Raw genomic sequence first — 23,350 nt, forward strand, 5'->3', positions numbered from 1 at the left:
TCTTTCTCGAAAGAGTCCATCTTGCTATTATAAGGGAAATAGGAAGGAGCGACGGATGATGAAAATTTATAATACATTGACTCGGACAAAAGAAACATTTAAGCCACTGGAACCAGGAAAGGTGAAGATGTATGTCTGTGGGCCTACTGTCTACAATTATATCCATGTCGGTAATTCACGCAGTACAGTGGCGTTCGACACAATCCGCCGTTATTTGGAGTATCGTGGGTATGATGTGAACTATGTTTCTAACTTTACCGATGTTGATGATAAAATCATCCGGACTGCTAAAGAAATGAAGATTACGCCAGTCGAAGTCGCAGAGAAATTTATTGCGGCTTTCGCTGAAGATACACAGGCATTAGAAGTAAAGGAAGCAACGGTTCATCCACGCGTGATGGATAATATCCCTGAGATTGTTGCGTTTATTGAAGTTCTGGTTGAAAAGGGCTTTGCCTATGAATCACACGGAGATGTGTATTACCGTACTGAAAAGTTTGAAAAATACGGACAATTGAGTGATCAGTCCATCAAAGACTTACGTGTGGGTGCAAGTGAGCGAATCGACGAAGAAGAAAATCGGAAGAAAGAAAGCCCGATTGATTTCGCTTTATGGAAAGCAGCGAAGACGGATGAGATTTCTTGGGATTCTCCGTGGGGACCGGGACGTCCGGGCTGGCACATTGAGTGCTCGGTTATGGCGACGAAATACTTGGGAGACACAATCGATATTCACGGTGGCGGGCATGACCTGACTTTCCCTCACCATGAAAATGAAATCGCACAAAGTGAAGCAAAGACCGGCCATCCATTTGCGAATTATTGGATGCATAACGGCTTTGTCACAATGGGCGAATCAGAAGAAAAGATGAGTAAATCACTGGGTAACTTTGTAATGGTCCATGATATTTTGAAAGAAGTAGATGCGCAAGTATTGCGTTTCCTATTGGCTTCTTCTCACTATCGCCGTCCAATCAAATTCAGTGAACGCGCATTAGAAGAAGCACGGATCAACTTAGATAAGATTCGTGTGGCATATAAAAATGCACGTTACCGTTTGGAAAATGCGGAAGCAATCCTTTCAACTGACCAAGCAGATATTGCAGTGTTTATGGAACTAGAAGCCAATTTCGTTAAGGAAATGGACGACGACTTCCAAGCAGACAATGCTTTGAGTGTTATTTATCACTTCGTAAAAGAATTAAACATGTATTCTGAACGAGAAACAGTATCGCAGGGAGTTTTAGACCAAGCGCTAGAAGTACTGGAACAAATGATGCTAGTCTTTGGTATCACGTTGCAAGCTGAAGGTATGCTGGATGACGATATCCAAACGTTAATCGACGAACGGATTCAAGCGCGTAAAGATAAAGACTTTGCCCGCAGTGACGAAATCCGTGACTATTTGAAAGAACAAGGCATCATCTTGGATGATACGCCGCAAGGAACAAGGTGGAGACGCGCATGAGTGAAAAAGATTGGTCATTATTAAATGGTTTGGCACTGGCTTACGTGGGGGATGCTGCTTACGAAGTGTATGTGCGTGATCACCTCTTGCAAAAAGGTTGGACGAAACCAAACGATCTACACCGCCGCGCGACACATTATGTATCAGCAAAAGCACAAGCTGCTTTGATGCATGTCATGCTGGAACAACCAGAATTTTTATCAGAAGAAGAAGTGACCATGTACAAACGGGGTCGGAATGCGAAAAGTCATACGACTGCCAAGAATGCAGATGTCACAACGTACCGTATCTCAACGGGCTTTGAAGCGCTGTTCGGTTATTTGCATTTAACGAAGCAAGTGGCACGTTTTGAAGAGCTTGTCCGTTGGTGTATCCAACAAGTGGAGGGCCTGGAAGATGAACCAAAGAAATAGAAAGCCGAATCGCGATACAAAAAGAGATAACAAACGCGATTTTAGAAAAGATGACTATAAAGGGCGCGCACCGAAGCGTAAGCCTGAACCAGAAACAAACAACCGTCCGGAACAACAAGATGACTTTGTAATCGGAAAACATGCCGTTTATGAAACGCTACAATCCGAACGCGACATCAACAAATTGTTCTTGCAAGAAGGAATCGGTGGCGAAAAGATTGGTGAGATTCTGGAGTTGGCGAAAGAACGCCAGATTCAAATTACCATTGTGCCAAAGACAAAATTGGATTTATTATCCGATAATGGTGTGCATCAAGGGGTGATGCTGGCAACAGCAGCGTTCCAATATGCAACGTTGGATGATTTATTCGCAGTTGCGAAGGAAAAAGGTGAGGACCCATTCTTCGTCATTTTAGATGGGATTGAAGATCCACATAACTTGGGTTCTGTTTTACGGACTGCAGATGCGAGTGGCGTTCACGGGGTTATTATTCCGAAGCGTCGTGCAGTGGGCCTAACCGGAACCGTTGCGAAAACGTCTACCGGTGCGATTGAGCACGTGCCAGTTGTACGCGTGACAAACTTAGCGCGGACAATTGAAGAGTTGAAAGAGCGCGGTGTATGGATCTATGCGACCGACATGAAAGGACAATCCTACGAGAAATGGGATGCCAATTTACCGGTTGCGGTTATCATCGGTAACGAAGGCAAGGGCGTTTCACGCTTATTGAAGGACTCTGCGGACGGTTTGTTAACGATCCCGATGAAAGGGCATGTTCAAAGCTTAAATGCGAGTGTGGCTGCGGGACTCATGATGTACGAAGTTTATCGTAAACGTAACTTTGAATAGACACTAAGGGAGGTGAGGTTACGGTGAAGAAAGAAATATTAGTTGTGGATGGGTACAATATGATTGGCGCTTGGCCAGAACTGGTAAACTTGAAGAACCGTGACCTTATTGAGGAAGCACGTGATCGTCTTCTTCAAATCCTGTCAAATTACCAGGCGTTTGAAAACATTGAGATTTGGGTTGTGTTCGATGCCCAGTTCGTTCCTGGCATTACGAAAGAATATACCAAATATAAAGTAAAAGTCGTCTTTACCGGACAAGGGGAGACGGCGGATACGTATATTGAGGGAATTGTCGACAAGCTAAAGAATGTCCTAACCGACGTGACCGTTGCGACCAGCGATCTAGCTGAGCAACAACTTGTCTTCAATAAAGGCGCCAACCGGATGTCCGCACTTGATTTGATGCTCGAACTTCAACGCTCCAAACGCGCCCGCGACAAAGAAGCCGAATACCAAAAAGTTCAAGGATATGGCAGAAAAAAACGCGGCAGTTTAACGGAAGAGCAGTTGGATGAGTTGGGAAGATTGCGGGAGAGTTTATCGGGTAAAAGTATTAAATAGAAAAATGAACCAGTTCATCCTACAGGGGGTGGGCTGGTTTTTTTGTTCCAAAGCGGGTAAAAATAATAGGTTTTTACCGTAAAAGGCTCACTCAGATCGAAAAATTGATTTGAGTGAGCTATTATTTCGCAAAAGGCTCACTCAGATCGTTAAATCGTTTTGAGTGAGCTATTTAGTTATTTTAAGATGGACCTTAAGACTTTATAGAAAACAATGAGAAAGGATGCGCCGACGATACCTTGGAAGAGGTTCATAGGTGAGGCCGCGAATGCTGCTGGTAATCCATACAAGAACCAATCCGTCAGGAAATAGCCGGCTGCCATCCAGATTCCAGGTATAAATACTTTAAAAGAGATCTTTCCATTTTTTTATTGGGATAATGGTCAAAAGCTCAAATAGAATCTGAAATAGGAGGCTCTACTTGAGATTTGGCTCTAAAAACATTAATAATTTTTATGCGTAACCATTTTGGGCCGCTTTTTGTATATTTTGGGTTTACGCTATTAATCCTATTGTTACCCTTATCTTTCTAGTCCATACTAAAGTCATGTCTAGGTTGTATCCGGGGGATATTTGTGTGACTCACAATGAGAGCGGCATCTCAAACGAGGAGATGGTAGCAGCAATGAAGGAAGGGCAGATGGAATATTTCGAACCATTATTCTATCGCTTCTCTCCTTTGATTAAAAAATATATGAAAGATTATTTTCTTGAGTATGTTGAGTTTGAGGATTTGATGCAAGAAGCGCGACTAGTTATGTTGGATGCAGTTGAGAGATATGACAGCGAAAAAGGAATGCGATTTTCGGGGTACTATCGTTTGGTATTGCAACATCATATTTACGGAATCATCCGTAAAGAAAATGCATATCGGCGGAAGAGTGATCGAAGAGCGGTGTCATTTGACCAACTGTTGGAAACGAGCCATTCAGTCCAAATGAAATTCGTTGATTTTCAGACACCCGAGTATCTTTTGACTTTGAGGGAATCATACGAAGACTACGTAGCGTTGCTTTCCAGCTTCGAGAAGGAAGTTTATCTGTTGTTTATCAGAGGACTTTCAATTAAAAGCATTGCCAGTAATTTGAACGTAGAATACGTCAGGGTAAAAAACGCATTGGAACGTTGCAGGCAAAAATTTAATGCGATATCGTAACATACCTGACAGTTAAAACTACCAACCTCAGACATACAATTAGCTGGTGCAAAAAGCGCTGGCTTTTTATTTTTCACACTTCAATATTAATCGTTTCCCAGTTATGCTAAACTAAAGAAGCACAACATTGACGAGCAAAGGTATTGAATACACTTATGAAAAAAAATACACGATTAATATATATTTCATTATTAGCTGCGCAAGGGGTGGTGATTACCTTGTTGGAGCGGTCGATTCCGTTTCCGTTCGCATTTGCGCCGGGAGCAAAGTTGGGATTGGCAAATATTATTACTATTTTGGCAATTTTTACGTTGCCAGCTAAGGACAGTTTGAAAGTGGTCTGGATGCGGTTGTTGGTATCAACATTATTGGGCGGGACATTGTCGACGTTCCTTTATAGTTTCGCCGGTGCTTTTTTGAGCTACTTTGGGATGCTGTCGGTTCGTCGTTTGGGACCCAAGCATGTGAGTTTGATTGGGGTAAGTGCAACGGGCGGTATTTTACATAACGTGGGGCAATTGGTTGTGGCAAGTACCATTGCCCAATCGTTCAGCGTGATGCTTTACTTACCTGTTCTAGCCATTACCGGAATTTTCTCTGGTATTGCAGTTGGGATTGCGGCGAACTACTTAATGGAGCATGTCGTGACGATTAAAAACTTCCAGCGTGAAGAAGCAAAGACCGATCGCTTAACCCAAATGTGGTACGATGCACAATATACAGAAGAATTTAAAGAACTGGAATAGCTCCGGTTCTTTTTTGTATCCAAACACTAGGTAACAAGCGTGTCCTATATTTGCGGACTTTTTCTTAAATTGTCAGATAATTACAAATTTACCATGTAACCGCAACCAAATTAGAATTGACTAAAAAAATTATTCTCATTCGAAATAGATTAGACTTTTTTTCACAACTGCATTATAATATTGCGGTAAGTGATTTTAAGTAAGTGAAATTTTTGGCAATTATTCATATAGATAAAGAGACAAAGAGGAGAAGAAAATATGGCAAAGACTAATATTGTTGTCCTTGGTGCTGGTTTCGCTGGCGTTGCGGCAACTAAAAAGTTGGCGAAGCATTTCAAAAAGAACGAAGACGTTCTTATCACATTGATTGACCGTCATTCTTACCAAACATATATGACAGAGCTTCATGAAGTTGCGGCTGGTCGTGTAGAGCCAGATGCAATCCAATTCGATTTACAACGCTTGTTCAACCGTAACAAAAACGTTGATATCGTTACCGACGAAGTGACACACCTTGATAAAGAAAACAAGGTTGTGACAACGGTAAAATCAACCTTTAAATATGACTACATCATCTTAGCGATGGGTGGCGAACCAAATACTTTCAATATCCCGGGTGTAGCAGAGCACGGATTCACATTATGGTCTTGGGAAGATGCGAATACATTGCGTCGTCACATCAAAGACACTGTTGAGACAGCTGCGATTGAGCATGACATAGAAAAACGCAAAGCAATGTTATCATTTGTTGTTTCAGGTGCCGGATTTACCGGAGTTGAAATGATCGGTGACTTGATGGAATGGAAAGACCGTCTAGCAAAAGATAACAAACTGGATCCAGAAGAATTCTCATTCTACTTAGTAGAAGCAGCACCAATCATCTTGGGAGTTGTAACGGAGAAAGAATCTAGTAAAGCAGAACGTTATCTAAATAAAAACGGCGTTAAAATCATCAAAGGCAACGGTGTAGCCAACGTTACAGAAGATACCGTTGAACTTTCTGATGGAACAAAAATTCCAACACATACGTTGATCTGGACGGCAGGGGTTAAAGCAAACTCTGACGTTGAAGAATACGGGATTGAAAAAGCACGCGCAGGTCGTTTAGTTGCGAATAAATACATGGAAGCGCAAGGAGCTGAAAATGTATACCTAGCTGGAGACATCGTTTACTACGAAGAGCCAGACAACGATAATACACCTGTACCGCAAATCGTTCAAAGTGCTGAGCAAACAGGTCATACAGCAGCGAAAAACATTATTGCTTCTATTGAAGGAACAGAGAAAGTTGCCCACAAAGGGAAATACGATGGTTTCATGATTTCAATCGGTTCTCGTTACGGCGTTGCTTACTTGATGGAAAAAATCCACTTAAGCGGTTTTATTGCGATGGCAGTAAAACATTTAATCAACTTGTTCTACTTCTTAACAATTGGTTCTGTTTTCTACTTTGTAAAATACATCCACCACGAATTTTTCCATATCCGTGATGGTCGTAGTATTTTCCGCAAACACTTGTCTCGTTACGGCAACGTTCTTTGGAACTTACCGCTGCGTGTGTTCTATGGTTCAATGTGGCTATGGGAAGGTCTGAAGAAAATGTTCGGACTTGCTGGAACGACATCTTGGTTTGGTAATGATGTAACAATGCCGTTCTCTTGGTTACAAGACCCTGCATCTGGTGCATCTGAAGCAGCTGAAGAAGTGGTTCACAGTGTATTCGGTTTGAACTATGTTTACGGTGAAGAGCCAATGATGGTTCTTGATAAAATGCCAGGTTGGTTCGAAAAAATCATGGAATTCATGGTTCCAAACGTTGAAATGGCATTGTTCATGCAAAAAATGATGACACTACTTGAAATCGCAATCGGTTTGGCATTAATCTTCGGTCTCTTCACATGGTTAGTAAGTGCATTGACAGTTGGTTTAGTTGCAATGTTCAGCTTAACAGGTATGTTCTACTGGGTTAACATGTGGTTCGTTCCTGTCGCAATCAGCTTGATGAACGGTTCAGGCCGTGCATTTGGGTTAGATTACTACGTTATTCCTTGGATTTCCAAGAAATTAAGTAAGTGGTGGTACGGAGATATTAAATCGATCTACGAAGTAGGCGTAAATAAATAATTAAACCAATGGAGGTGAAGGTGGGGAAACTTGCCTTTGTCTCCATTTTTCGTATATAGTGAAGCCATCCAAGAAGCGAGGGGAAACCAACGATATGATGAAATATATAAAAATGATTAAGCGTGGCGATGTTATCGTTGTCTTACTATTGATGTTGGGTTCATTTTTACCGTTAGGCATTTTTTCATATGTCCAAGCGACGGCAGATCATTCAAACATGCAAGTGGTCGTTCAAGCGAACGGTGAAATTGTCCATGTCTTCGATTTAGTAGATGACGGTAAAACAGAGACGTTCCACTTTGAAGACGATCATGGTCATAGTAATACGATTGTCAGAACAGGGATGACTGTCGATATGACAGAAGCAAACTGCTCGGATCAGGTCTGTGTGCGTATGTCGGATGTCGCTTTGGTTGGCGATACAATCTTGTGCCTACCGCATAAGTTGTTGGTAGAAGTACGATCCGATAACCCAGATGATAATACCAATGAAATCGACGTCTTATCTTTAAGGTAGAACAGGGAGTGTGAAAGTAAGATGAAGGTCCATCCAATGTGGGATGCCTATCCTGCCCTGCGATATGAGTTAGAAGCAACCATTTCGCTGATAGACAAACACGTAACAATTAAAAATGAAGAAGTACAACATAAAATAAAAGAAATGCTCTTCTCAGGTGGTAAGTTATTACGTCCTGCGTACAGTTTACTGTTCTCGGAGCTCTCTAAAGAGAGAAACCCGGAAAGAGCACGTGCCGTTGCTGCCGCTTTGGAAGTCCTACACATGGCGACGCTGGTTCATGATGATGTCATTGATGAATCAGCCAAACGCCGTGGTCAGGAAACGCTAAACAGCGCGTATGGAAATCGAATCGCTGTGTATACAGGCGACTATCTCTTTACGCTGTGCTTTCGTCTTTTGCAAGACCATGCCGATTCTGCACGTGAATTAGACTTGGATACCAAAGGGATGGAGAAAATCCTTCTGGGAGAGTTGAACCAGATGGACCGCAAGTATGACAGTAACATGCGCATGCGTGATTATCTGAACCAAATTCAAGGAAAGACTGCGCAACTATTTGCTTTGAGCTGTTACTCCGGCGCCTATAATTCCCCTTATGCCCGCCAAGCGTACCAAATTGGCAGTAATATTGGGATGGCCTTCCAAATTACCGATGATATCCTCGATTTTGCGTCGGATGATTCGAAAACGGGTAAGCCCATCCTGCAAGATGTGAAGAATGGTATCTACACGGCACCTGTCCTCTACGCGAAGAAGAAACGTGGATCTGACTTGCTTCCGCTACTAGAGAAGGGTGAAGCTATCACCAACGATGAACTCAACGCGGTTTATGAAATCGTCGTGGCGAGCGGTGGCCTCGCTGAAGCACAAGCACTCGCCGGGAAATATACGCGAAAAGCGTTGAAACAGATTGAAAAACTACCTGAAAGCGTAACTCAAAAAACGCTCTCGCTAATTACTGAGCAAATGATTAAACGTGAATATTAATAAAAAAAGCCCATTTAATGGGCTTTTTTTTATTAAAATGATAAAAAGATTAGGGAGAGATTGTAATTAATGAAAAGTTTCATAAACTTATTTGTTTTAAGTTGCATCCTTCTTTTTAGCGTGTTAATATTACTGTGTAATCATTTGTGAATGTTTTATCAGGAGGATGAGCATTCATGAAAAAAACAAAAATTAAAAGGTGGTACTTCCATTATGAAATTCAATAAAAAAATGACAGCATGGTCACTTACTCTAGCTTCAACATTGTTGCTTGCAGCATGTGGTAGCGATACAGATACAGAAGAAGCAGTTTCATCAGACGTAGCAGTTGAAGAAACAACTGGTTCAGAACTTAAAGACGGTACATATACACTTGTTCAAAAGAACTTAGATGACAACGGTTGGAAAGTTGACTTCACAATGGTAGTTGAAGGTGGAAAAATCACTGAATCTAACTACGATTACAAAAACGAAGCTGGCGAATTGAAATCTGAAGACGAAGGTTACCAAACAGCTATGGTTGACAAAGTTGGCGTGGGTCCACAAGATTACCTACCAGAATTAAACGAACAATTAGTTGAAAAACAAGATGCTTCAGAAGTAGAAGTTGTATCAGGAGCTACACACTCATCAGAATTATTCGTAGAGTATGCAGAACAATTGATCGCTGCTGCTAAAGAAGGAAATACAGAAACAATCGAAATCGATAACTAATCGATACTGACACTACATATAGAGGGGCTGGGGGTTCAACTCCCGGCCCCTCTATCTATTCATTTAGGAGAAATTATCTCATAAACGCTTTTCTATTGTGTTAAAATTATTGAAAATGCATGAAGGAGTAAACTATGAAACGGATACTAAATCTGCTGACGTTGGTAGGGATGATTATCTTCCTGACAGCGTGCGACAATGAAAATAAAATCAATACGAAAGCATACAAGGAGACAGAATTCCTGATGGGGACTTATGTCAGCCTCAGCGTATATGATGCGGATAAAGAAGCAGTTATAGAAGAAGGTTTTGCACTTGTAAGGGATTTGGCGGACAAGATTACCGGCGAAACAACAGAGTCGGAAATCTCTAAAATAAATGCGGCGACGGGTGAGAAACCAGTCGTTGTTTCTGAAGAAGTATACGAACTGATTGAAGCGGCTGCGAAATACAGTGTGGAGATGGACGGACAATTCAATTACACCATTGGTCCGATTACCAACTTGTGGCGCATTGGCTTTGACGATGCACGTAAACCGAGCCAAGAAGAAATAACAGAAGCTTTGAAGAAAATTGATTTTAATAAGGTAACGTTAAATGCAGAAGAACATTCTGTCTTTTTGCAAGAAGCGGGTATGGAAATTGACTTAGGTGCGATTGCTAAAGGTTACATTACAGATCAAGTTCGTGAATTATTCGTAGAGTCTGATGTTACAACAGCGATTATCGACTTGGGTGGAAATGTTTTTGTAATGGGAGCTTCGCCGGCACGTGAAGGCGATGTCTGGAATGTGGGGATTCAAGATCCATTCGCAGAACGCGGTGCGAGTATCGGTTCGACGCAACAGAGTGAACGCTCTATTGTCACATCTGGTATTTACGAGCGCTACTTAGAAGTGGACAGTGAGATTTATCACCATTTAATGAATCCAAAGACAGGTTATCCCTTTGATAATGAGATTGCCGGTGTATCCATTATTTCCGAAACGTCGGTAGAAGGCGATGCTTTATCAACGCTCGTATTTGGATTGGGTGTGGAAGAAGGGTTGGCTTATGTGAATGGACGCAGCGACGTAGAAGCTGTATTTGTTACGAAGGATAAGGAAGTCTACCTCTCTGAAGGATTAAAAGATAATTTTGAATTACGAGACGAAGACTATACGATAGTAGAAAAATAGAAGAGGTGCACTGTGACACTAGCGATTTTTTTGGAATTAGTTGAGATAAAAACGAAATTGGCAAGTTTATTTCCCTTTTTACTCGGTGTTTTATACGCCGGCTATTATTTTGAAGCATTCAACCCGATTAATACCGTGTTGTTTTTTGTGGCAATGCTAGTGTTCGATATGGCAACAACCGCTATTAACAATACGATGGATTACGTAAAGGCTAAAAACCTGGCGTATCGTGATGAAGAAAACATCATCGGAATCGCGGGATTGAATGTGAAGAAAGTGACCCTCCTGATTATTGGCATGATTACTTTTGCAGCGGTGTTAGGCCTCGTTTTAACTGCTCGCACCAGCTTATTGCTCTTGGTTATCGGTGCTGTTTGCTTCACTGTGGGAATTTTATATACATTTGGTCCCTTTCCAATTTCGCGGATGCCGTTGGGTGAAGTGTTATCTGGGCTAACAATGGGCTTTGGTATTTTCTTCATCGCAGTCCTGATCAATGTAGCGGATGTGCAACTGGCGACGGTTGCGATTGCTTGGCCGCAGTTTGTAGTGACAGGGAATCTGATTTCGGTTTTGGCCGTCTTTTTAAGTTCGTTGCCACTGGTATTCACGATTGCGAATATTATGTTGGCTAACAATACGTGTGACTTCGAGACCGATATTAGTAACCACCGCTATACACTTGTCTACTATATAGGTAAGGAAATGGCAGTGAAGATTTACGGCTGGTTATACATGGGTGTGTACGTAGCGATTGTACTTGCGGTAGTATTAGGCTTCATGACACCTTGGATGCTCGGTGTTCTTGTGACATTCCCGATTGTACGTAAGAATGTCCGTCGTTTCACGGCGAAGCAAGTGAAGAGCGAAACCTTTGCGTTGGCACTTATAAACATGGTGGTTATCCACGTGACGCAAATCATAATGCTCATTCTAGGCATTATTTTTTAGTTGACAATAAAGATTCTGACCTCTACTATTAGAGGGGTATGCAACATTTTAATCAGGAAGAGGTGAGCGACGATGGCAGGGAAAAACGCAGCATTAGCTTGCACGATTTGTGGTTCAAGAAACTACACCATTACACCTACTGAAAAAGGTCGCACGACACGATTAGAAGTTAAAAAATTCTGCCGTTACTGTGGCACACACACATTGCACAAAGAGACAAAATAGCCCAGAGAAAGAAGTGAAGAATCCCGTGAATTTCTTGAAGAGCGTTAGAGATGAAATGAAACTGGTAACTTGGCCAACAAGCAAGGATATATCAAAGTATACGAATACCGTTATCGTTACAGTTTTGCTGTTTGCAGCTTTCTTTGCGGTTGTCGATTTTGGTGTTGGTGAATTATTTGATTTAATCATGAGTCTGTAATCTATTTTCAGTAGCAAAATGACTCTTGCTTTGCTATAATAAGAGCGCACAGAGAACCTTTCCCGCAATGAAAGGTTTTTTTTGATACGAAAAAACATATATTACTATAGAAAGAAGTGGACAGAGTGGAAACAGTTGAGCAAGAAAAAAATTGGTACGTCCTACATACTTATTCCGGCTATGAGAATAAAGTCAAAATGAATATTGAGTCACGTGCACAAAGCATGAACATGGAGAATCATATTTTCCGTGTCGTTGTTCCCGAAGAAGAAGAGATTGAAATGAAGGACGGCGAAGAAAAGAAAAAGACTAAGAAAACTTTCCCGGGTTATGTACTGGTTGAGATGATTATGTCTGATGAGTCTTGGTACGTTGTTCGTAACACGCCGGGCGTTACCGGATTCGTTGGTTCTCACGGAGCAGGAAGTAAGCCAGCACCGTTGTTGGACGAAGAAATCAGTTGGATCCTAAAACGTATGGGCTTGAGTACACGTACACGTGACGTTGAGTTCGAAAAAGGCGAGAACGTTACAATCGTCGAAGGAGCATTCAATGGTCTTTCTGGTGTTGTTGAAGAAGTCGACTCTGAAAAAGGTAAGTTGAAAGTGTTGATCGAGATGTTCGGTCGCGAGACAATTGCTGAATTAGAGTATGAACAAGTCGATAAAATAAATTAATTTTTTAAAAGTGTTGACAGGTGTGCAGATACTTGTTAGAATTCACAGGTGCGTTTAGTATGCACAGGGAATGTGTGGGAGGGGAAATCTTAATCCCCATTAAACCACATCACGAACAATCAAGGAGGTATGTATCGTGGCTAAAAAAGTTATGAAGTTAGTTAAGTTGCAAATTCCTGCAGGTAAGGCATCTCCAGCTCCGCCAGTAGGTCCAGCTCTAGGTCAAGCGGGTGTAAACATCATGGGATTCTGTAAAGAATTCAATGCTCGTACGCAAGATCAAGCAGGTATGATTATTCCTGTAGTGATTACTGTATTTGAAGACCGTTCATTTACATTCATTACAAAAACTCCACCAGCTCCAGTTCTATTGAAGAAAGCTGCTGGCTTGGATAAAGCATCAGGTGAACCAAACAAAAACAAAGTTGGTTCTGTAACTCGTGCACAAGTACAAGAAATCGCTGAAACTAAAATGACAGATTTGAATGCAGCAGACGTAGAAGCTGCTATGCGTATGGTCGAAGGTACTGCTCGCTCAATGGGTATTACTGTTCAAGACTAATTCAATTAAGCAGCTTCTCATGGAACCTTATGCTCTCATGAAAGCAGAGGTTACCAGTGGGAGGTAAAACCGTTAAGACCACAATCAAGGAGGATAAATCATGGCTAAAAAAGGTAAACTATTCCTTGCTGCTTCTGAAAAAGTAGAAAAAGGAACACACTATTCTGCTGCTGATGCTGTTGCATTGGTAAAAGAAATCGACTTCGCTAAATTTGATGCAACGATTGAAGTTGCATACCGTCTAGGAATCGACACTCGTAAAAACGATCAACAAATCCGTGGTGCAGTAGTATTGCCACACGGTACAGGTAAAACACAACGCGTATTAGTATTTGCAAAAGGTGAAAAAGCTAAAGAAGCTGAAGCAGCTGGAGCAGATTTCGTAGGCGAAAACGAATTGGCTGAAAAAATCCAAGGCGGATGGTTCGACTTTGACGTTATCGTTGCTACACCTGATATGATGGGTACTGTAGGACGCTTGGGTCGCGTATTGGGACCTAAAGGCCTAATGCCTAACCCTAAAACAGGTACAGTTACTATGGACGTAGCTAAAGCTGTTGAAGAAATCAAAGCTGGTAAAGTAACTTACCGTGCTGACAAACAAGGGAACATCCATGTTCCAATCGGTAAAGTATCATTCGACAACGAAAAATTGGTGGAAAACTTCCAAACAATTCACGATGTTGTTGTTCGTGCGAAACCATCTGCAGCTAAAGGTACATACATCAAAAACTTGAGTGTAGCATCTACATTCGGACCTGGTGTTAAAGTTGACCCAACAACTGTAGCAAAATAATTTTATAAAGCATCTTGACCTTGGTGGTTATCTTTGCTATAATCATCAAGGTTAATATATGTCTTACCGAAGACAGTAGGGGGCTTAGGCCATAATATTCCTACCGAGGAAGAATCCAGTTGAGAATTACACGGATCCTCTATGTCTAGGTGGCATAGAGTTTTTTGTTTTTTACAGAAAATTCTATTCAGAAACTTAGGAGGTGAACGATAAGATGAGTGAAGCTGCTATCGCTAAAAAACAAGAACTTGTAGCTATTGCTACTGGCAAACTACAAGAATCTGCTTCTGTTGTAGTGGTTGATTACTTAGGTCTTACTGTTGCTGAGGTGACAGAACTAAGAAAACAACTACGTGAAGCTGGCGTTGAAATGCAAGTTTTGAAAAACTCTGTAATTTCTCGTGCTGCAATTGCTGCAGGACTAGAAGGTATGGACGCTATTTTCAAAGGCCCAACAGCAGTTGCTTTCAGTAGCGAAGATGTTGTAGCACCAGCAAAAATTATTGCTGAGTTTGCTAAAACAGCTGCGAAACTAGAAATCAAAGGTGGCGTTATCGAGGGTAAAGTTTCTACGAAAGAAGAAATCGAAGCTCTTGCTAAACTACCAAACCGCGAAGGAATGTTGTCAATGCTATTATCAGTATTGCAAGCACCTATGCGCAACTTTGCATTGGCTGTCAAAGCTGTATCCGAAAAAGATGCTGCTTAATCGCATGCTAATTGCATCGTGAACACAGATTTATCTATTAAAAAAATATACTAATATAAACGGAGGAAATTATAATGGCATTGAATGTTGAACAAATTATTGCTGATATTAAAGAAGCAACAGTTCTAGAATTAAACGACTTAGTTAAAGCAATCGAAGAAGAGTTTGGAGTAACTGCTGCAGCTCCTGTAGCTGCTGCTGGTGGCGCTGGTGAAGCTGCTGCTGAAGAGCAAACAGAATTCAACGTTGAGTTGACTTCAGCTGGAGACAGCAAAATCAAAGTAATCAAAGCTGTACGTGAAGCTACAGGTCTTGGCTTGAAAGAAGCTAAAGGTCTAGTTGATGGCGCTCCTGGCGTAATCAAAGAAGGCGTATCTAAAGAAGAAGCAGAAGCTTTGAAAGCTGCTCTTGAAGAAGTAGGCGCAACAGTAACACTTAAATAATCTCGTTTCTAAAAACTTGAAGGCTGGAACATGTGTTCCGGCCTTTCTTTTTGTAAAAGGAGTGATAGTATGTCAGATCATTACTACACAAAAAACCCATCTATTCAAAGTGACGAGGCAACGTGGACATTCCCTTTACTGGGTAAGAATTTCCAGTTTACATCGGATGCCGGTGTCTTTTCAAAAAATACGGTCGACTTTGGTTCTCGCTTGTTGATTGATTCTTTCGGCTATCCAGAAACAGTAACCGGTCCAATCTTGGATGTTGGCTGTGGATACGGTCCAATCGGATTGGCTTTGGCCGCTGCTAACCCGGATATTACAGTTGAAATGGTTGATGTAAACGAACGCGCGATGCAACTTGCGAAGCGCAATGCAGAAGCCAATCAGGTTAAGAACATCAAAATTTATTCATCATCTATTTATGAAAATGTCGAAGGCTCTAATCGTTTTGCAGCGATTGTTACCAACCCGCCTATTCGTGCTGGTAAAGAAACCGTCCATGCTATCTTGACTCAAGCTTATGAGTATCTGATGCCAGGCGGCACACTGACAGCCGTCATCCAGAAGAAACAAGGAGCGCCAAGTGCTCAAAAGAGGATGACTGAGATTTTCAATAATGCAGATGTTATTGCTCGTGATAAAGGGTACTGGATCATTCAAAGTACAAAAGAAAACGAAGCTTGACATAATCAGTTAAAATACGTATAATATGTAATACTGTAGACGCATAAGAAATGAATAGAAGAATGCGATTGAAATATTGTCCAACCGCGTTTTTCCGGCAAAAAACAAAAGACAGAGAACATTTTCCCAGGAAATTGCATCGTTCTTTTGGTTTTTTTTTGCCAAAAAACATAGTTTTACAGTCACTTGTTAGATATATGTAACATTTGTAACAGAATTGTAATATATAACTTGCGTCAAATTTATGAGGGGTGAAGAAGTTGTTAGGACATAATGTCAATTACGGTAAACACCGTACCCGCAGAAGTTATTCACGAATCAGTGAAGTATTGGAACTTCCCAACCTGATTGAACTTCAAACGGATTCGTATAAGTGGTTCTTGGATAAAGGACTAAAAGAAATGTTTGCGGATATTTCTCCGATTGAAGATCATACAGGTAACTTAGCTTTGGAATTCTTGGATTACGAACTACAAACGCCTAAGTATACTGTTTCAGAAGCACGTCAACACGATGCTAACTATTCAGCACCTATTTATGTAAAACTACGTCTGATTAACAAAGAGACGGGCGAAATCAAAGACCAAGAAGTATTCTTTGGTGATTTCCCGCTTATGACAGACATGGGTACATTCGTTATTAATGGGGCAGAGCGTGTTATTGTATCGCAATTAGTACGTTCACCTGGTGTGTACTACCACAACAAGATCGACAAAAACGGTAAAGAAACATTTGGTAACACAATGATTCCTAACCGTGGTGCGTGGATGGAATTCGAAACAGATGCAAAAGATATTTCTTACGTGCGTATCGACCGTACAAGAAAGATTCCTTTGACTGTTTTAATTCGTGCACTAGGATTTGGTTCTGATGACCAAATCTTCGAAATCTTTGGGAATAACGACAGCTTGAAATTGACAGCTGAGAAAGATGTTCACAAAGTTTCTTCAGACTCACGTGTTGAAGAAGGCTTGAAAGACGTTTACGAACGTCTGCGTCCAGGCGAACCTAAAACAGCGGAAAGCTCACGTAACTTGCTTTACGCACGTTTCTTCGACCCAAGACGTTATGACTTGGCTCCAGTTGGTCGCTACAAGTTAAACAAAAAACTAAACATCAAAACAAGACTATACAACCAAATCCTTGCTGAAACATTGGTAGACCCTGAAACAGGCGAAATCATTGCTGAAAAAGGAACAGAATTGAACCGTGAAGTAATGGATAGATTAGTTCCATATTTGGACAACGGTCTAAACGAAGTTATTTTACAACCATCTGAAGATGGTGTGGTTGTAGAACCCGTTCGTATTCAAGTTGTAAAAGTTTATTCACAAGTGGATCCTGAAAAAGAAGTCAACATCATCGGTAACGGCGAAGTAGACACTGAAATCAAGAACCTGACAACAGCTGACGTATTTGCTTCTATTAACTACTTCTTCAACTTGTATGAAGGATTAGGAAACAAAGACGATATCGACCACTTAGGTAACCGTCGTATCCGTTCAGTTGGTGAGTTACTACAAAACCAATTCCGTATTGGTCTATCCCGTATGGAGCGTGTGGTACGTGAAAGAATGTCTATCCAAGATATTTCTACTGTAACGCCACAACAATTGATTAACATCCGTCCAGTTGTTGCTTCAATCAAAGAATTCTTTGGTTCTTCACAACTATCACAGTTCATGGACCAACAAAACCCATTGAGTGAGTTGACGCACAAACGTCGTCTATCTGCTCTTGGACCCGGTGGTTTGACACGTGATCGTGCCGGCTATGAAGTTCGTGACGTTCACTATTCTCACTACGGCCGTATGTGTCCGATTGAAACACCTGAGGGACCAAACATCGGTTTGATTAACAGTTTGTCATCTTATGCGAAGATTAACGAGTACGGTTTTATCGAAACACCTTACCGTCGTGTTGACTGGAGTACGCATAAAGTTACAGACACAATTGATTACTTAACTGCTGACGAGGAAGATAACTTCGTTGTTGCACAAGCAAACTCAGTCTTGAATGAAGACGGAAGTTTTGCAAATGACATCGTTATGGCTCGTTACATCCATGACAACTTAGAAGTACCTGTAGAACGCGTTGACTACATGGACGTTTCTCCGAAACAAGTAGTTGCGGTAGCGACGGCATGTATTCCATTCTTGGAAAACGATGACTCCAACCGTGCGTTGATGGGTGCCAACATGCAACGTCAAGCTGTGCCTTTGATTAATCCTAAAGCACCGCTTGTCGGAACAGGTATGGAATACGTAGCTGCTCATGACTCTGGAGCTGCACTTCTATGTGAAAATGACGGAGTTGTAGAATACCTAGATGCTTCTGAAATCCGCATACGTCGCGATAACGGAACACTGGATAAATACCCTGTTATTAAATTCCAACGTTCAAACGCTGGATCATGCTACAACCAACGTCCAATCGTACGTGTTGGCGAACGTGTAGAAAAAGGCGATATCATGGCTGATGGTCCTTCTATGGAAGACGGCGAAATGGCTTTAGGCCAAAACATTTTAGTAGCCTTCATGACATGGGAAGGATACAACTATGAGGATGCGGTTATTATGAACGAGCGTCTTGTAAAAGATGACGTTTATACATCCATCCATATTGAAGAATACGAATCAGAAGCCCGTGATACAAAACTGGGACCTGAAGAAATTACACGCGAAATCCCTAACGTTGGGGAAGACGCATTGAAAGATTTAGATGAGCGCGGCATTATCCGTATTGGTGCTGAAGTTCGTGATGGCGACATCTTAGTTGGTAAAGTGACTCCTAAAGGTGTTACAGAACTTTCTGCAGAAGAACGTTTGCTACACGCAATCTTTGGTGAAAAAGCGCGTGAAGTACGTGATACTTCATTACGTGTACCTCACGGTGGTGGCGGTATCGTTCACGACGTTAAAGTATTTACACGTGAAGCGGGCGATGAGTTATCTCCAGGTGTAAACTTGTTGGTACGTGTTTACATCGTTCAAAAACGTAAAATCAACGAAGGTGACAAGATGGCCGGACGTCACGGTAACAAGGGTGTTGTTTCGCGCATTATGCCGGAAGAAGATATGCCTTACCTACCAGACGGCACGCCTGTTGACATCATGTTGAACCCACTAGGGGTACCTTCTCGTATGAACATCGGACAAGTATTGGAATTGCACATGGGTATGGCTGCTCGCGAATTGGGCATTTACATTGCATCTCCTGTATTCGACGGTGCCAATGAAGAAGATGTTTGGGGTACTGTAGAAGAAGCGGGTATGGCGAAAGATGCCAAAACAATTCTTTACGATGGACGTACGGGTGAACCATTTGATAACCGTGTGTCTGTTGGGATTATGTACTACTTGAAACTATCCCACATGGTCGACGATAAATTGCATGCTCGTTCAACTGGACCATACTCTCTTGTTACACAACAACCATTGGGTGGTAAAGCTCAATTCGGTGGACAACGTTTCGGGGAAATGGAAGTTTGGGCATTGGAAGCTTATGGAGCTGCGTATACACTTCAAGAAATCTTGACTTACAAGTCTGATGACGTTGTTGGTCGTGTGAAGACATATGAAGCGATTGTTAAAGGCGAGCCAATTCCAAAACCAGGTGTACCTGAATCATTCCGCGTTCTTGTTAAAGAGTTACAAGCTCTTGGTTTAGACATGAAAGTGCTAGACGAGAACAGAGAAGAAATCGAACTACGCGATATGGACGATGAAGACGAAGTCGTGAATTTCGAACGTTTAAACAAACAAACTGAAGTTAAAAAAGATGATACTGAAGGCCAAAGAGGGTAAGTACCCTTTTGGCACTTCGGTGCGTTTTGTAAGCAAGACGAGCATATAGGGCAGCTCAACAGAAAAGGGAGGGAAGCCCCTTGATAGATGTTAATAATTTTGAACAAATGCAAATTTCTCTGGCTTCACCTGATAAAATCCGTAGCTGGTCTTACGGAGAAGTCAAAAAACCAGAGACAATTAACTACAGAACTCTGAAACCTGAAAAAGACGGTCTGTTTTGTGAGCGTATCTTTGGCCCTCAAAAAGACTGGAAATGTTCATGTGGTAAATATAACGGAATCCGTTACAAAGGGATTGTTTGTGACCGTTGTGGTGTTGAAGTAACACGTTCGAAAGTCCGCCGTGAACGTATGGCGCATATCGAATTAGCGGCACCTGTTACACATGTATGGTATTTCAAAGGTATTCCAAGTCGTATGGGTCTTGTGTTAGACATGAGTCCACGTGCGTTGGAAGAAATCATTTACTTCGCAAGCTATGTTGTTATTGATCCAGGTGACGCAACACTGGAATCTAAACAACTATTGACTGAGCGCGAGTACCGCGAAAAGCGTGCGCAATACGGCAATAGATTCCAAGCAGCAATGGGTGCAGAGGCGATTAAACAACTCTTGCAACGTGTTGACTTAGAAACAGAATGTGAAGAACTAAAAGAACAACTGAAAACAGCAACTGGCCAAAAACGTACACGTGCTATTCGTCGTTTGGACATTCTGGATGCATTCCGTACTTCTGGTAATAAACCAGAATGGATGGTAATGGATGTTGTTCCTGTTATCCCTCCAGATATCCGTCCAATGGTTCAATTGGAAGGTGGACGTTTCGCAACAAGTGACTTGAACGACTTATACCGTCGTGTAATCAACCGTAACAACCGTTTGAAACGTTTGTTAGATTTGAATGCACCGAATATTATCGTTCAAAATGAAAAGCGTATGTTACAAGAAGCAGTCGATGCTTTAATCGATAACGGTCGCCGTGGCCGTCCTGTTACAGGACCTGGTAACCGTCCTTTGAAATCTCTTTCTCATATGTTGAAAGGAAAACAAGGTCGTTTCCGTCAAAACTTACTTGGTAAGCGTGTTGACTACTCCGGCCGTTCGGTAATCGTTGTTGGTCCTTTCTTGAAGATGTACCAATGTGGTTTGCCAAAAGAAATGGCCTTGGAATTATTCAAGCCTTTCTTGATGAAAGAACTTGTTCAACGTGAGTTGGCAGGAAACATCAAAAATGCTAAACGTAAAATTGATCGTATGGACAACGATGTATGGGACGTTCTAGAAGAAGTTATTCGTGAGCATCCTGTTCTATTGAACCGGGCCCCTACATTGCACAGACTTGGAATCCAAGCTTTCGAACCTGTATTGGTTGAAGGTAAAGCGATTCGTCTTCACCCATTAGTGTGTGAAGCGTACAACGCCGACTTTGACGGTGACCAAATGGCTGTCCACGTTCCTTTAAGTGAAGAAGCACAAGCTGAAGCACGTTTGTTAATGCTAGCTGCACAAAACATTTTGAACCCGAAAGATGGGAAACCTGTTGTTACACCATCTCAGGATATGGTTTTGGGTAACTATTACTTAACAATGGAAGAAGCAAACAAAGTTGGAGAAGGTATGATTTTCTCTAACGCGAACGAAGTAGAAATGGCATATGTCAACGGCTACGTTCACTTGCACTCACGTATTGCGTTGAATACAGAATCACTACCAGAAAAACCTTGGACGGAAAACCAAAAAGGTAAATTGTTGATTACAACAGTTGGTAAAGTGATGTTTAACGAAATTATGCCGGTTGAGTTCCCATACTTGAATGAACCGACACGTGAAAACCTTGAAGAAGCAACACCAGATAAATTCTTTGTTGAGCCAGGTATAGATATCAAAGCGCATATCGAACAACAAGAAATTGTTGGACCGTTCAAGAAGAAAAATCTTGGTAATATTATCGCTGCTGTATTCAAAAAATACCATGTAACAGAAACATCTCGTATGTTGGATAAGATGAAAGATTTGGGTTACCGTATCTCGACTCGTTCTGGTATCACAGTAGGTATTGCCGATATCTTGGTATTGGAATCTAAAACAGAAATCATTGACAGAGCGCATGCGCAAGTTGATGCGATTATGAAACAATTCCGTCGTGGTTTGATTTCTGATGACGAGCGTTACAACAGTGTTATTAACACATGGAACGCAGCGAAAGACGAAATTCAAATCAAACTGATTGAATCTCTACAACAAGAAAACCCAATTTTCATGATGTCCGATTCCGGAGCCCGTGGTAACATCTCTAACTTTACGCAACTAGCTGGTATGCGTGGTTTGATGGCTTCACCATCTGGTAAAATCATGGAGTTGCCGGTTATTTCGAACTTCCGCGAAGGTTTGACAGTCTTGGAAATGTTCTCCTCCACTCACGGTGCCCGTAAAGGGATGACGGATACGGCTCTTAAAACAGCTGACTCCGGTTACTTAACGCGTCGTTTGGTTGACGTTGCACAAGATGTTATCGTACGTGATGACGACTGTGGAACAGATAGAGGTCTGAATATTTCTGCAATCCGCGAAGGAAATGAAGTAATCGAAGCGCTAGAAGAACGTTTGATTGGTCGTTACGCACAAAGATCAATTCTTCACCCAGAAACGGGAGAAGTTTTGGTTGGACATAACGAACTGATTACGGAAGATCTAGCACGTGAAATTATCGAATTAGGTATCGAACAAGTAACAATCCGTTCCGTATTTACATGTAATACACGTCATGGTGTATGTAAACACTGTTACGGTATGAACTTGGCAACTGGTAATGAAGTTGAAGTTGGAGAAGCTGTTGGTACAATCGCAGCACAATCCATCGGTGAGCCGGGTACACAATTGACCATGCGTACATTCCATACGGGTGGGGTTGCCGGAGACGACATCACACAAGGTTTGCCTCGTATCCAAGAAATTTTCGAAGCACGTAATCCGAAAGGACAAGCAATTGTTACGGAAGTAACGGGAGAAGTAATCTCAATTGACGAGAATGCTGCTGAGCGTTCAAAAGAAGTAACAGTTAAAGGTGTAACAGATACACGTACTTACGTGGTTCCTTACACATCCCGTATGAAAGTGGCTGAAGGTGACTCCGTTCACCGTGGAGAGCCGTTAACTGAAGGTTCAATTGATCCGAAAGAATTATTGCGTGTTCGCGATGTATTATCCGTTGAAACGTACTTGCTACGTGAAGTTCAAAAGGTTTACCGTATGCAAGGGGTAGAAATCGGAGACAAACATATTGAAGTAATGGTTCGTCAAATGTTACGTAAAGTTCGTATCATGGATCCAGGTTCAACAGAAATCTTACCAGGAACGCTAATGGACATTGCTGACTTTACAGATCGTAACGAAGCAAGCATTAAAGCTGGTCAAGTTCCAGCAACGGCACGTCCAGTTCTATTGGGAATCACGAAAGCTTCCTTGGAAACAAACAGCTTCTTGTCTGCTGCATCGTTCCAAGAAACAACACGTGTCCTAACAGACGCTGCATTACGTGGTAAGACAGATGACCTTCTGGGTCTGAAAGAGAATG

22 protein-coding genes and 1 other annotated feature (1 of these 23 cut by a window edge) are annotated in these 23,350 nt (G+C 41.8%); all 22 genes read left to right on the top strand.

Annotated elements, in window-relative coordinates:
- Positions 1–55: 55 nt before the first annotated feature.
- Positions 56–1,468, top strand: a complete 1,413-nt coding sequence (cysS, locus tag G7058_RS06485; RefSeq protein ID WP_166062764.1) for a cysteine--tRNA ligase — start codon at positions 56–58, stop codon at positions 1,466–1,468.
- Complete coding sequence (locus G7058_RS06490; RefSeq protein ID WP_166062765.1) at positions 1,465–1,881, top strand: Mini-ribonuclease 3; 417 nt, start codon at positions 1,465–1,467, stop codon at positions 1,879–1,881. The genes cysS and G7058_RS06490 overlap by 4 nt, the downstream gene beginning before the upstream one ends.
- Positions 1,865–2,731 (top strand): 23S rRNA (guanosine(2251)-2'-O)-methyltransferase RlmB, encoded by an 867-nt coding sequence (gene rlmB / locus G7058_RS06495; protein WP_166062766.1) that lies wholly within the window; start codon positions 1,865–1,867, stop codon positions 2,729–2,731. Before G7058_RS06490 ends, rlmB begins: the two co-directional genes overlap by 17 nt.
- 23 nt (positions 2,732–2,754) lie before the next feature.
- A complete protein-coding gene (locus tag G7058_RS06500; RefSeq protein WP_166062767.1) occupies positions 2,755–3,294 on the top strand; it encodes an NYN domain-containing protein in 540 nt (179 codons plus the stop codon).
- 577 nt (positions 3,295–3,871) lie between these two features.
- Entirely contained in the window at positions 3,872–4,450 is a 579-nt protein-coding gene (locus G7058_RS06505; protein WP_166062769.1) for a sigma-70 family RNA polymerase sigma factor, read from the top strand.
- Positions 4,451–4,605: 155 nt separating this feature from the next.
- Positions 4,606–5,196 carry a Gx transporter family protein gene (locus G7058_RS06510; RefSeq protein WP_166062770.1) on the top strand — a complete coding sequence of 197 codons (591 nt, stop codon included), beginning with the start codon at positions 4,606–4,608 and terminating at the stop codon, positions 5,194–5,196.
- A gap of 258 nt (positions 5,197–5,454) precedes the next feature.
- Positions 5,455–7,320 carry an FAD-dependent oxidoreductase gene (locus tag G7058_RS06515; RefSeq protein WP_166062771.1) on the top strand — a complete coding sequence of 622 codons (1,866 nt, stop codon included), beginning with the start codon at positions 5,455–5,457 and terminating at the stop codon, positions 7,318–7,320.
- A 94-nt stretch (positions 7,321–7,414) separates the two neighbouring features.
- Complete coding sequence (locus G7058_RS06520; protein ID WP_166062772.1) at positions 7,415–7,837, top strand: NusG domain II-containing protein; 423 nt, start codon at positions 7,415–7,417, stop codon at positions 7,835–7,837.
- A 21-nt stretch (positions 7,838–7,858) separates the two neighbouring features.
- A complete protein-coding gene (locus G7058_RS06525; RefSeq protein WP_166062773.1) occupies positions 7,859–8,827 on the top strand; it encodes a polyprenyl synthetase family protein in 969 nt (322 codons plus the stop codon).
- A gap of 213 nt (positions 8,828–9,040) precedes the next feature.
- Positions 9,041–9,541, top strand: coding sequence for an FMN-binding protein (locus G7058_RS06530; RefSeq protein ID WP_166062774.1), 501 nt, complete (start codon positions 9,041–9,043; stop codon positions 9,539–9,541).
- A gap of 134 nt (positions 9,542–9,675) precedes the next feature.
- On the top strand, positions 9,676–10,719 hold the full coding sequence (locus tag G7058_RS06535; RefSeq protein WP_166062775.1) for an FAD:protein FMN transferase: 1,044 nt from the start codon (positions 9,676–9,678) through the stop codon (positions 10,717–10,719).
- Between the two features lie 12 nt (positions 10,720–10,731).
- Entirely contained in the window at positions 10,732–11,670 is a 939-nt protein-coding gene (menA, locus tag G7058_RS06540; RefSeq protein ID WP_166062776.1) for a 1,4-dihydroxy-2-naphthoate polyprenyltransferase, read from the top strand.
- A gap of 72 nt (positions 11,671–11,742) precedes the next feature.
- Positions 11,743–11,895 (top strand): 50S ribosomal protein L33, encoded by a 153-nt coding sequence (gene rpmG / locus G7058_RS06545; RefSeq protein WP_166062777.1) that lies wholly within the window; start codon positions 11,743–11,745, stop codon positions 11,893–11,895.
- Positions 11,896–11,950: 55 nt separating this feature from the next.
- Complete coding sequence (gene secE / locus G7058_RS06550) at positions 11,951–12,094, top strand: preprotein translocase subunit SecE (RefSeq protein WP_264372309.1); 144 nt, start codon at positions 11,951–11,953, stop codon at positions 12,092–12,094.
- 125 nt (positions 12,095–12,219) lie between these two features.
- The gene (gene nusG / locus G7058_RS06555) at positions 12,220–12,771 is read left to right on the top strand and encodes a transcription termination/antitermination protein NusG (RefSeq protein ID WP_166062779.1); all 552 of its coding nucleotides are present in this window, start codon (positions 12,220–12,222) and stop codon (positions 12,769–12,771) included.
- A gap of 136 nt (positions 12,772–12,907) precedes the next feature.
- The gene (gene rplK / locus G7058_RS06560) at positions 12,908–13,333 is read left to right on the top strand and encodes a 50S ribosomal protein L11 (protein WP_166062780.1); all 426 of its coding nucleotides are present in this window, start codon (positions 12,908–12,910) and stop codon (positions 13,331–13,333) included.
- A 100-nt stretch (positions 13,334–13,433) separates the two neighbouring features.
- Positions 13,434–14,129: a 50S ribosomal protein L1 gene (gene rplA, locus G7058_RS06565; protein ID WP_166062781.1), complete on the top strand. Its 696-nt coding sequence runs from the start codon at positions 13,434–13,436 to the stop codon at positions 14,127–14,129.
- A gap of 48 nt (positions 14,130–14,177) precedes the next feature.
- Positions 14,178–14,305, top strand: a sequence feature (ribosomal protein L10 leader region).
- A 38-nt stretch (positions 14,306–14,343) separates the two neighbouring features.
- Positions 14,344–14,838, top strand: coding sequence for a 50S ribosomal protein L10 (gene rplJ / locus G7058_RS06570; RefSeq protein WP_166062782.1), 495 nt, complete (start codon positions 14,344–14,346; stop codon positions 14,836–14,838).
- A gap of 74 nt (positions 14,839–14,912) precedes the next feature.
- Positions 14,913–15,281: a 50S ribosomal protein L7/L12 gene (gene rplL / locus G7058_RS06575; protein WP_166062783.1), complete on the top strand. Its 369-nt coding sequence runs from the start codon at positions 14,913–14,915 to the stop codon at positions 15,279–15,281.
- Between the two features lie 69 nt (positions 15,282–15,350).
- Positions 15,351–15,968: a class I SAM-dependent methyltransferase gene (locus tag G7058_RS06580; RefSeq protein WP_166062784.1), complete on the top strand. Its 618-nt coding sequence runs from the start codon at positions 15,351–15,353 to the stop codon at positions 15,966–15,968.
- Positions 15,969–16,228: 260 nt separating this feature from the next.
- Positions 16,229–19,774 carry a DNA-directed RNA polymerase subunit beta gene (gene rpoB, locus G7058_RS06585; protein WP_166062785.1) on the top strand — a complete coding sequence of 1,182 codons (3,546 nt, stop codon included), beginning with the start codon at positions 16,229–16,231 and terminating at the stop codon, positions 19,772–19,774.
- Between the two features lie 80 nt (positions 19,775–19,854).
- Positions 19,855–23,350, top strand: partial view of a DNA-directed RNA polymerase subunit beta' gene (gene rpoC / locus G7058_RS06590; RefSeq protein WP_166062786.1) — the 5' portion only. 146 nt of this gene lie beyond the right edge of the window; only the first 3,496 of its 3,642 coding nucleotides appear in the window; it begins with the start codon at positions 19,855–19,857; its stop codon lies off the right edge, out of view.

It is taken from the genome of Jeotgalibaca porci, assembly GCF_011299095.1.
GTDB classification, from domain to species: Bacteria; Bacillota; Bacilli; order Lactobacillales; family Aerococcaceae; genus Jeotgalibaca; species Jeotgalibaca porci.